We start from the raw sequence: 10,964 nt of genomic DNA on the forward strand, positions 1-10,964 counted from the left end.
CCTAGAGGTCGAGCACCAGACGCTCGGGCGATTCCAGGCTCTCCTTGACGCGGACGAGGAAGGTCACCGCCTCCTTGCCGTCCACGATCCGGTGATCGTAGCTGAGCGCCAGATACATCATCGGGCGGATGACAATCTGACCGCCGACCACGACCGGACGCTCCTGAATCTTGTGCATGCCCAGAATGCCCGACTGGGGAGCATTGAGGATGGGCGTGGACATCAGCGAGCCATAGACGCCGCCATTGGAGATGGTGAAAGTGCCGCCCTGCATGTCGGCCATGGAGAGCGCGCCGTCGCGGGCCTTGCGACCGAGATTGCCGATCTCCTTCTCGATCTCGGCAATGCTCATCTGGTCGGCATTACGCACGACCGGAACGACCAGGCCCTTGTCAGTGCCGACGGCCACCCCGATATGGGCATATTGCTTGTAGATCAGGTCATCGCCGTCGATCTCCGCATTGACCGCGGGGATTTCCTTGAGAGCATGCACCACCGCCTTGGTGAAGAAGCCCATGAAGCCGAGCTTTACGCCATGCTTCTTCTCGAAGAGATCCTTGTACTGATTGCGCAGGTCCATCACCGGCTTCATGTCCACCTCGTTGAAGGTGGTGAGCATGGCGGCAGTGTTCTGCGCGTCCTTGAGGCGGCGGGCGATGGTCTGGCGCAGCCGGGTCATCCGGACCCGTTCCTCGCGCGATGCATCATCGGCAGCCACGGGAGCGCGCGGCGCAGCGGCGGGTGCCGGAGCGGCGGCAGGCTTCGCGGGGGCCGGAGCAGCCGCGGGTGCGGGCTTGGCCAGCGAGGCCAGCACGTCTTCCTTGAGCACCTGACCGGCCTTGCCCGAACCGGCAATGGACCCGGCTTCGAGATTGTTCTCGTTGATCAGCTTCTGGGCCGACGGCGCCGGAGCGCGATCGGTGGCGGTGACTGGCGCCGGAGCAGGCTCGGGCTTGATCACTTCGGGGCCAGCGGCATTATTGGCCGGCGTATCGCTTCTGGCCTCGGCCCTGGGAGCAGCGGCAGCGGCACCGGCGGCGATGGCGCCGAGCAGCGCACCGACATCCACGGTATCGCCGGGATTGGCGGCAATGGCTTCCAGAACGCCGGAGGCAGGGGCCGGCACCTCGATGGTCACCTTGTCGGTTTCCAGTTCCACCAAAGGCTCGTCGGCGGCGACCGCATCGCCCACCTTCTTGTACCATTGGCCGATCGTGGCCTCGGAGACGCTTTCGCCCAGGGTCGGAACCCGGATTTCTGTCGACATGAAATTTGTCCTTCTATTTCGGGCCAGAGCGCCTTCGTCCTAGGGACGAATTTGGCGCTCTTTATGTCTTGTCACAAGGCTTATGAGCCCAGGGCGTCGTCGAGGAAGGCCTGGAGCTGTTCCAGATGCACGCTCATGCGGCCGGTGGCCGGCGAAGCGGCGGCGGAACGGCCCGTATAGCGGACACGCTGATTGCCGCGACCCATCTGGTCGAACACCCATTCCACATAGGGCTGGATAAAGGCCCAGGCCCCCATATTGCGCGGCTCTTCCTGGCACCAGATCACTTCCGCATTGGGGAAGCGGTTCAACTCATCCAGCAGCGCCTTGGCCGGAAACGGATAGAGCTGCTCGATACGCAGCAGATAGACATCGTCGATGCCCTTCTTCTCGCGATCCTCGAGCAGGTCGTAATAGACCTTGCCCGTGCACAATACGACGCGACGGATCTTCTCGTCATTGACCAGCCGGATCGTGGTCTTGGGCAGGCCGGGCGCTTCCGCATCGTCCCAGAGCAGGCGATGGAAGACGCTGTCGGGGCCCAGTTCCACGAGGCCCGAAACGGCGCGCTTGTGACGCAAGAGGCTCTTGGGCGTCATCAGGATCAAGGGCTTGCGGAAGTCGCGCTTCAGCTGCCGGCGCAGGATATGGAAGTAATTGGCCGGCGTGGTGCAGTTGGCGACCTGCATATTGTCTTCGGCGCAAAGCTGGAGGAAGCGTTCGGGACGCGCGGAGGAATGCTCCGGCCCCTGCCCTTCATAGCCATGCGGCAAGAGCATCACGAGGCCCGACATGCGGAACCACTTGCGCTCACCCGAGGAGATGAACTGGTCGATGACCACCTGCGCCCCGTTGACGAAGTCGCCGAACTGGGCTTCCCACAGCGTCAGTGCCTTGGGCTCGGAAAGCGAATAACCATATTCGAAGCCGAGCACCGCCTCTTCCGACAGCATCGAATTGATGACTTCGTAGCGGCACTGATCGGGCGTCAGGTTGTTGAGCGGGGTATAGGTCTTGTTGTCGACCTGCTGATCGTTTAGCACCGAATGGCGCTGGCTGAAGGTGCCGCGCTCGCAATCCTGGCCGGAAAGGCGAACCGGGTGCCCTTCGGTCACCAGCGTGCCGAACGCCAGAGCCTCGGCAGTGGCCCAATCGATCCCCTCGCCGCTCTCGATGGCAGCCAGGCGATTGTCCATGAAGCGCTTCACCGTGCGGTGCACGTTGAAATCGGCGGGAACCTTGGTGAGCTGGGTGCCGATGGCGACGAGCTGGTCGAGCGCAACACCGGTGTCCCCCCGGCGCGGACCCTCGTCCTGAGCAGGCTTGAAGCTCTTCCACTGGCCATCGAGCCAGTCGGCCTTGTTCGGGCGGTAATCCTGACCGGCCTCGAACTCGGCTTCCAGCTTGGCCTTCCAGTCGGCCTTGCCCTGATCCACTTCGGCCTGCGACACCAGACCTTCGCCGATGAGCTTGTCCGAATACAGCTCCAACGTGGTCTTGTGCGACCGGATCTTGGAATACATCAGCGGCTGGGTGAAGCTGGGCTCGTCGCCTTCATTATGGCCGAAGCGGCGATAGCAGAACATGTCGATGACGACCGGCTTGCCGAACTTCTGGCGGAACTCGACGGCAACCTTGGCAGCGAAAACCACCGCTTCGGGATCGTCCCCGTTCACGTGGAAGACCGGCGCCTCGATCATCTTGGCCACATCGGTCGGATAGGGCGAGGAGCGGGAATAGATCGGGGACGTGGTGAAGCCGATCTGGTTGTTGATGACGAAGTGGATCGAACCGCCGGTGCGATGACCCTTGAGGCCCGAAAGCCCGAGGGATTCAGCAACGACACCCTGGCCGGCAAAGGCCGCATCGCCATGGATCAGCAGTGGCAGCACCATGGAACGATCCGGCTTGCCTTCGGCAAGATCGACCACCTTGCCTTCCGGCGAGATGTGCAGATCCTGCTTGGCGCGGGCCTTGCCCAGCACCACCGGATCAACGATTTCGAGATGGCTCGGATTGGCCGTCAGCGACAGGTGAACCCGGTTATTGTCGAACTCGCGGTCGGAGGAAGCGCCCAGATGGTACTTCACGTCGCCCGAACCCTCGACGTCGTCAGGATAGAAGGCGCCGCCCTTGAATTCGTGGAACAGGGCGCGATGCGGCTTGCCCAGAACCTGTGTCAGCACGTTCAGGCGCCCGCGATGGGCCATGCCGAGGACGATATCCTTGATCCCCAGCGCGCCGCCGCGCTTGATGATCTGCTCGAGCGCCGGAATGGTGGCTTCGCCCCCATCCAGGCCGAAGCGCTTGGTGCCGGTATATTTGACGTCGAGGAACTTCTCGAAGCCTTCAGCCTCGATAAGCTTGTTGAGGATTGCCTTCTTGCCCTCGGGGGTGAAGGTGATTTCCTTGTCCGGACCCTCGATGCGCTCCTGAATCCACTGCTTCTCCTCGGGGTCGGAGATATGCATGAATTCGATGCCGACCGTGCCGCAATAGGTACGCTTGAGAATGGCCAGCATCTCGGGGATGGTGGCGTATTCGAGCCCCAGCACGTTGTCGATGAAGATCTTGCGAGAATAATCCGCCGCGGTGAAACCGTAGCTCGAGGGATCAAGCTCAGGGGCCGGCTCGTCGGCCTTGAGATGCAGCGGGTCGAGCTCGGCATGCAGATGTCCGCGCATGCGATAGGCGCGGATCATCATGATGGCGCGGATGGAATCGCGGGTCGCTTGCAGCACTTCGCTGGCGCTCGGCGCCGGCTTGCCCTCGGCAACGGCCTTCTTCGCCGCGGCCTTCTCGGTCTTTACCGCGATCTCGGCCCAATTGCCGTCCAGCGCGGCGACCAGTTCGCCGCTTTCGGCGGGCGGCCAGTCCTTGCGGCCCCAGCTCGCGCCTTCGGCATTCTTCTCTGCCTCGGCCTGGCTGTCGTCCAGCCGGGAGAAGAAGCTCGACCAGGTCGCATCGACACTGGAAGGATCGCTTTTGAACTTGGAATAGAGTTGTTCGATGTAGTCGGCGTTCCCACCATAGAGGAACGAGGTCAGCAAGAACGTGTCGTTCTTTTCCTGTCGTGTCATCGCGTGTTCCGCAGGACCTCTCGCCCTGCATCCTTCTCAACGGATCGGCATTCGCCGATCGCATGCGGTCCCTGGTGTGATGCGGATACTGACCGCTTATCCTTAGTATCCTGTTAAGTGTAGCGACCCCTGAGCAGGGAGGCGGCTCAATTTGTATTTATCGCATCCGACCTAGTCCGGCCTAACACCGTTCTGTGTCCGCAACGCGACCGACCTTGGTCGTATTCGGCCCGGTATCCCATTCGCATCGTCATTGCCGGGCTTGTCCCGGCAATCCATTCCGTGGCGGCATGGACCACCGGGACAGGCCCGGTGATGACAGCTTACATATAGTGCTGGCCGGCCCTGATATAAGCTTCGGAGCGGCGCTTAACCCTTGAGGACTTCGGACAGCGTCACCCCGATACGGGCGGGCGAGGCCGAAACCTTGATACCAGCCGCTTCCATGGCGGCGATCTTTTCCTCGGCGCCGCCCTTGCCGCCCGAAATCACCGCGCCGGCATGGCCCATGGTGCGGCCCGGAGGGGCGGTGCGTCCGGCAATGAACCCGGCCATCGGCTTCTTGCGACCGCGCTTGGCTTCATCGATCAGGAACTGGGCAGCTTCTTCCTCGGCGGAACCGCCGATCTCGCCGATCATGATGATCGACTTGGTGGCTTCGTCCGCCAGGAACATTTCCAGCACGTCGATGAATTCGGTGCCCTTGACCGGGTCGCCGCCAATGCCCACCGCCGTGGTCTGGCCGAGGCCCTCATTGGTGGTCTGGAACACGGCTTCATAGGTCAGCGTACCGGAACGCGACACGATGCCCACCGAGCCCTTGGAGAAGATCGAGCCCGGCATGATGCCGATCTTGCATTCTTCGGGGGTCAGCACGCCGGGGCAGTTCGGCCCGATCAGGCGCGACTTCGATTTTTCGAGCCGGGCCTTGACACGGACCATGTCCATGACCGGCACGCCTTCGGTGATGCAGACGATGAGTTCGATTTCCGCATCGATGGCTTCCTCGATGGCAGCAGCGGCGCCAGCCGGCGGCACATAGATGACCGAGGCATTGGCTCCGGTCTTGTCCTTGCCCTCGGCAACCGAGGCGAAGACCGGCAGGCTGGCCGAGGCGTCGAGCGAGGAGGTCCAGGTTTCCCCGGCCTTCTTGGGATTGACCCCGCCCACCATCTGGGTGCCGAAATAATTGAGCGCCTGCTCGGTATGGAACGTGCCGGTCTTGCCGGTCAGGCCCTGCACGAGCACTTTGGTGTCTTTGTTGACGAGAATGGACATGTTGTTTCTCTTCCGTCTTGCGGCGCCAGGCGCCTTGTCTTGATGCCCCGAGGGGCGAAAATCTACTCGTCTTCCGCCGGGTTGAGCGTGAGCGTGCTGACCTGAACGACGAAGCCGAAATCGTCCCAATGCGCGAGCAGCAGACTGTCGCCACCAATCAGGCTCGCATAATGCCCGCCATCCTGGTTCAGCACGTCACCGTCATAGCGATCGAGCCCCATAATGGCATCGATCACGGCTGCGCCATTGCCCTTCGACTCGGCCACATTGATGCGGCAATAGCCAAAGGTGCGGCCAGGATAGGTTTCCACCAGCGAGAACAATTCACCCCAACCCAGGCCGGCCATTTCCAGGCTGGCCGAATAGGACTTGATGAACGGGCTCTCCCCCTCCTCGGCATAGACATCCCAGCCAGCGGCTCTCGCCGTTTCCAGGGCAGTCTCATCGCCACTCGCGACGGCCTCGCAGGTTTCCAGCGCCGACAGCGCCGAGGCAATCGGCGAAGTCTTGGTCTTGCCCTGGGCAAAGGCGGGCTGAGCCGCAAGGGCCAGGACTGCCAGAATGGCGAGGCCCGCGCGCACCGATCAGCCCCCGATCGCCTTGACGATCTTCTGGGCCGCGTCATCTAGGTCATCGGCGGAGATGACGTTGAGGCCCGACTGGTCGAGAATGGCCTTGCCTTCCTTGACCCGCGTGCCTTCGAGACGCACCACCAGCGGCACCTGCAGACCGACTTCCTTGACAGCGGCGATAACACCCTCGGCAATGATGTCGCAGCGCATGATGCCGCCGAAAATGTTGACCAGGATCCCCTTCACCGCCGGATCGGCCGTGATGATCTTGAACGCGGCCGTGACCTTTTCCTTGGAAGCGCCACCGCCCACGTCGAGGAAATTGGCCGGCTCGGCGCCATAGAGCTTGATGATGTCCATGGTGGCCATGGCCAGGCCCGCGCCATTGACCATGCAGCCGATATTGCCGTCCAGCGCCACATAGGCGAGGTCGTACTTGCTGGCTTCGATTTCCTTGGAATCTTCTTCGCTGAGATCGCGCAGCGGCTTGAGTTCCTCATGACGGAACGCCGCATTGTTGTCGAAGCTGACCTTGGCGTCGAGCACGCGCAGATGGCCGTCGGTCATGACGATCAGCGGATTCACTTCGAGCAGGCTCATGTCCTTTTCGGTGAACGCCTTGTAGAGGATCGGAAAGAGGCTCTTGCCGTCTTCGGCAGCGGCACCATCGAGCGCCAGCGCCGTATTGATGCTGGCGACGTCGTTCGCCGTCACGCCCGCAACCGGATCGATGGCCACGGTGATGATCTTTTCGGGCGTATGCTCGGCAACCGCTTCAATGTCCATGCCGCCTTCGGTGGAAACCACGAAGGACACCCGGCTCGTGGCGCGATCAACCAGCAGCGAGCAATAAAGCTCGCGGGCGATGTCGGCGCCGTCTTCGATATAGAGACGATTGACCTGCTTGCCATTGTCGCCGGTCTGCTTGGTCACCAGTGTATTGCCCAGCATTTCCTTGGCATTGGCGATGACGTCATCGACCGACTTGGCCAGCCGCACCCCGCCCTTGGCATCGGGACCGAGTTCCTTGAACTTGCCCTTGCCGCGACCGCCGGCATGGATCTGGCTCTTGACCACATAAAGCGGACCCGGCAGCGACTTCGCTGCGGCCTCAGCCTCGTCAGCCGAAAAAATGGCGACGCCGGCAGCGACGGGCGCGCCATATTCCTTGAGCAGCGCCTTGGCCTGGTGTTCGTGGATATTCATGCTTTTCCCCTTGAATGGGCAGACGATGATCCGGCATTTCTGGAGCCGGAAAGCCAAAAGCCGCCGGCTGGGCCAGCGGCTTCAGAACACGTTACGCCAGCTTGGGCGCAATCTTCTTACACGCCTCGATCAGCCCCTCGACGGCCGCGACCGATTTGTCGAACGCCTTTTGCTCGGAGGCGTTGAGCGCAATCTCGACCACCTTCTCGGCGCCGCCGGACCCGATGATCACCGGCACGCCGACATAGGTGCCCTTGACCCCGTATTCGCCGTCCAATTGCACGGCGCAGGGCAGGACGCGCTTCTTGTCCTTGAGATAGCTCTCGGCCATGGCGATGGCGGAAGCGGCGGGAGCGTAGAAAGCCGAACCGGTCTTGAGGAGGCCGACGATCTCGGCGCCGCCGTCACGGGTGCGCTGCACGATCTCTTCGAGCTTTTCCTTGCTCATCCAACCCATCTTGACGATGTCGGTGAGCGGAATACCGGCGACGGTGGAATAGCGGGTCAGCGGCACCATGGTATCGCCATGGCCGCCCAGCACGAAGGCATTGACGTCTTCGACCGAAACACCCAGCTCATCGGCGATGAAGTGAACGAAGCGGGAGGAATCCAGCACGCCAGCCATGCCGATCACCTTGTGGGCGGGCAGGCCGGAGAACTTCTGCAGCGCCCAGACCATGGCGTCGAGCGGATTGGTGATGCAGATGACCAGGGCGTCCTTGGCGTATTTGGCAATGCCGGCGCCAACCTGTTCCATCACCTTGAGGTTGATTTCCAGAAGGTCATCGCGGCTCATGCCGGGCTTGCGCGGCACGCCGGCGGTGACGATCACCACGTCAGCGCCTTCGATGTCCTTATATTCGGTCGTTCCCTTGAGGGAAACGTCGAAGCCCTGGGTCGGAGCGGACTGGGCGATGTCGAGCGCCTTGCCGGCACCCACGCCATCGACAACGTCGAACACCACGATGTCGCCGAGTTCCTTCTGTGCCGCCAGCAGGGCAAGCGTCCCGCCGATCTGTCCTGCACCGATAAGGGCAATCTTCTTGCGCGCCATAAGTCCTCATCCCAGACTGCGTTGAATTGGCGCACGTCTTAACCCTCGCGGCAAGACCCGGCAAGTGAACCCTTCGTATAAAGCCGGGATTGGCCCATGCTCATGGGCGATGGGGGTATGCCGGATTGGCAAAGGCGGGCGCAGTTTCCGTCCAGCGCGGCGACATGGATTGCCCGATCAAGCCGGGCAATGACGATGGAGGGAATATATTGCGCTAGTCTTGAGTTCCGGCGGATGCCCCATCCCTCAGCCCCTTGGCCAGATAGTCTTCCGACTGCATTTCGGTGAGCCGCGACAGCGTGCGCTGGAATTCGAAAGCGGTCTTGTCGTCGGCGCCCAATTGCTCCAGCGGCACGGCGAAACTCGCCGCCAGCTTCACGCCCCGGTCATAGAGCGAGTCGATGAGCAGGATAAAACGCTTGGCGGCGTCGGATCGGGTGCGATCCATCTGCGGGATATTGTCGATGACCAGCGAGTCGAACTGATGGGCGATGCGCACGAAGTCCCGGGTGCCCAGCGGCCTGTCGCAGAGATCGGCAAAACCGAACCGGGCCGCGCCCATGGCCATGAGCGGCACGGCGATCTGGCGACCGATGCTCTCAACCTGGCCCGGCTCCCCCCGCTCTCCCCCGGTAATGCGCAGCCACAGCCGATCCATGAGTGTCTGCACGTCCGGGCCGCTGCCAAAGGCATAGACCTGCTGGCCGGCGAATTTCAATCGGCGGTAATCCTGTTCCGAGGGCAGGTCAGCCACAACGGTCTTCTGCTTGAGCAGCGCGATGAAGGGCAGGAAAAGCTGGCGGTTGAGCCCATCCTTGTAGAGACCGTCCGGCGCGACATTGGACGTGGCGACCAGCGTAACGCCCCCGGCGAACAGCTTGCCGAACAGCCGGTCGAGCAGCATGGCATTGGTGATGTCGTGGACGTGGAATTCATCGAGGCACAAGAGGCGCAGGCCGGATTTGAGGATGGGCCGCGTCACCGCCTCGACCGGATCGGTGCTATCGGCATTGCCCCTTTCCGACTTGCGGAAGGCGGCGATGCCCCTATGCACCTCGTCCATGAATTCATGAAAATGCAGCCGCCGCTTCTGCTTGAACGGCACGGCGGCAAAGAACAGGTCCATGAGCATGGTCTTGCCGCGCCCCACCTCGCCATGGAGATAAAGTCCGCGCACGCTCTGCGGCTTTTCGAACATCCCGAAAAGCCGCTTGGGCTTGGCAACCACGAGGTCCGCCAGAACCCGGTCCAGTTCGCCCGCCGCGTCGTGCTGCGCCGGATCGGGCGTCAGCGCATGGCGGGCGACGAGATCGTCATAGGCGGCGAGGACGGGACCGGACGATGATTGCGAAAAACTGGATGACATCAAAACTACAATCGTCGCCCCGGGACTGATCCGAGGTACAACCTCCACTCCATCGTCATTGCCCGGCTTGTCCGGGCAATCCAATGCGCAGGCTTCACCCAATGGACCGCCCGGACAAGCCGGGCGGTGACGAAGGGAGGAAAGATTTCAGCGAGATCGGAAGGATCTCTAGCGCGACATCGACACGGCCTGGCCGCCGCCCATAGTGCCGATATAGCGACCAGCGGAAGGAGCGAGGAAGGCGGCGATATTGCCGTTATCATCATAGAGCTGAAGCTGGCTGCCCACCTGCTGCCAGCCGGTCACCGAAGCGATCTGCGGCACGGTGCAGCCCGGCGCGGAGGCGCGGTAATAATTGGTGCCGGTCTTGGCGGTCAGCGGCAGATTGAGCCGGCAGGTCTGGCCGGCGGCGACCACGTCCCATGCCCCTTCGGGGCCGACGGAAACGCCTGTGCTCAAAGGCTGACCGACAGTAACGATCGAGCCCGCGCCATTGCCGGCAACCTGCGTCGAGGTGGTCTGCCCACCCAGAACCGGCTGGCCGGACAGGCCCGGGGCCGGGGTGCCGCTGGCCCCGATCGGCGGCAGCGCGTTCTGCTGCACGCTGGACGACTGCACCGGCTGAAGCTGCTGTGGCTGGCCGATTACATTGAGATTACCAGTATTGGTCCGGCTGGTCGGCGAGCACGCCGCCACCAGAAGGGCAATTACTGCCAGGCCCGCAATGGACGAAGCGCCGCGCTTCCAATCCTGCATTGATCACTCCTGCCGCAAAGGCTTAATGCATTTTAACACTTGTGGCGGCTTATATCTCAAAGCAACCATCACGTTCAATCGCCCATCCCGCACTGTCCCCCATCTCACGCCATTGTGGCCGATTTTAAGTGCAAGCGGAAAATCACAGGACGTCCCGCGCCATATCCTTGAGCAATTCACCCGCCAGAAGCTCGGCATCTTCGGCCTCGTCCTCGGGCACTTCGAGGATAAACCCCTCGGCGCCGAAAAGGTTCGGCACGCCCGGAAGCCCACCCTCACGCGGCTCGAGCGGATGAAAGCCATGTGCCCGCAACGCCACCAGCAGAACACGGGCCTGCGACTGACCCTTCACCTGGGCGATCGGCTGAAATCTCATGGCATGCTC

Annotated in this window: 9 protein-coding genes; all 9 read right to left on the reverse strand. The window is 62.3% G+C overall.

The genetic code is table 11. The features are described from left to right. Window position 1: 1 nt before the first annotated feature. Window positions 2–1,267 (reverse strand): 2-oxoglutarate dehydrogenase complex dihydrolipoyllysine-residue succinyltransferase, encoded by a 1,266-nt coding sequence (gene odhB, locus H0482_RS05505; RefSeq protein ID WP_193728984.1) that lies wholly within the window; start codon window positions 1,265–1,267, stop codon window positions 2–4. A gap of 80 nt (window positions 1,268–1,347) precedes the next feature. After that, entirely contained in the window at window positions 1,348–4,347 is a 3,000-nt protein-coding gene (locus H0482_RS05510) for a 2-oxoglutarate dehydrogenase E1 component (protein ID WP_193728985.1), read from the reverse strand. Between the two features lie 369 nt (window positions 4,348–4,716). Further along, on the reverse strand, window positions 4,717–5,625 hold the full coding sequence (sucD, locus tag H0482_RS05515) for a succinate--CoA ligase subunit alpha (protein WP_193728986.1): 909 nt from the start codon (window positions 5,623–5,625) through the stop codon (window positions 4,717–4,719). Between the two features lie 62 nt (window positions 5,626–5,687). Next, window positions 5,688–6,206: a hypothetical protein gene (locus tag H0482_RS05520; protein WP_193728987.1), complete on the reverse strand. Its 519-nt coding sequence runs from the start codon at window positions 6,204–6,206 to the stop codon at window positions 5,688–5,690. A gap of 3 nt (window positions 6,207–6,209) precedes the next feature. Continuing rightward, complete coding sequence (gene sucC, locus H0482_RS05525) at window positions 6,210–7,403, reverse strand: ADP-forming succinate--CoA ligase subunit beta (RefSeq protein ID WP_193728988.1); 1,194 nt, start codon at window positions 7,401–7,403, stop codon at window positions 6,210–6,212. Between the two features lie 91 nt (window positions 7,404–7,494). After that, window positions 7,495–8,457, reverse strand: a complete 963-nt coding sequence (gene mdh, locus H0482_RS05530) for a malate dehydrogenase (protein ID WP_193728989.1) — start codon at window positions 8,455–8,457, stop codon at window positions 7,495–7,497. Window positions 8,458–8,671: 214 nt separating this feature from the next. Then, on the reverse strand, window positions 8,672–9,823 hold the full coding sequence (gene zapE, locus H0482_RS05535; protein WP_193728990.1) for a cell division protein ZapE: 1,152 nt from the start codon (window positions 9,821–9,823) through the stop codon (window positions 8,672–8,674). A gap of 168 nt (window positions 9,824–9,991) precedes the next feature. Then, window positions 9,992–10,579: an AprI/Inh family metalloprotease inhibitor gene (locus tag H0482_RS05540; protein WP_193728991.1), complete on the reverse strand. Its 588-nt coding sequence runs from the start codon at window positions 10,577–10,579 to the stop codon at window positions 9,992–9,994. 142 nt (window positions 10,580–10,721) lie between these two features. Further along, the gene (locus H0482_RS05545) at window positions 10,722–10,955 is read right to left on the reverse strand and encodes a hypothetical protein (RefSeq protein ID WP_193728992.1); all 234 of its coding nucleotides are present in this window, start codon (window positions 10,953–10,955) and stop codon (window positions 10,722–10,724) included. Window positions 10,956–10,964: the final 9 nt, after the last annotated feature.

Source organism: Devosia faecipullorum, assembly GCF_015158295.1.
GTDB classification, from domain to species: domain Bacteria; phylum Pseudomonadota; class Alphaproteobacteria; order Rhizobiales; family Devosiaceae; genus Devosia; species Devosia faecipullorum.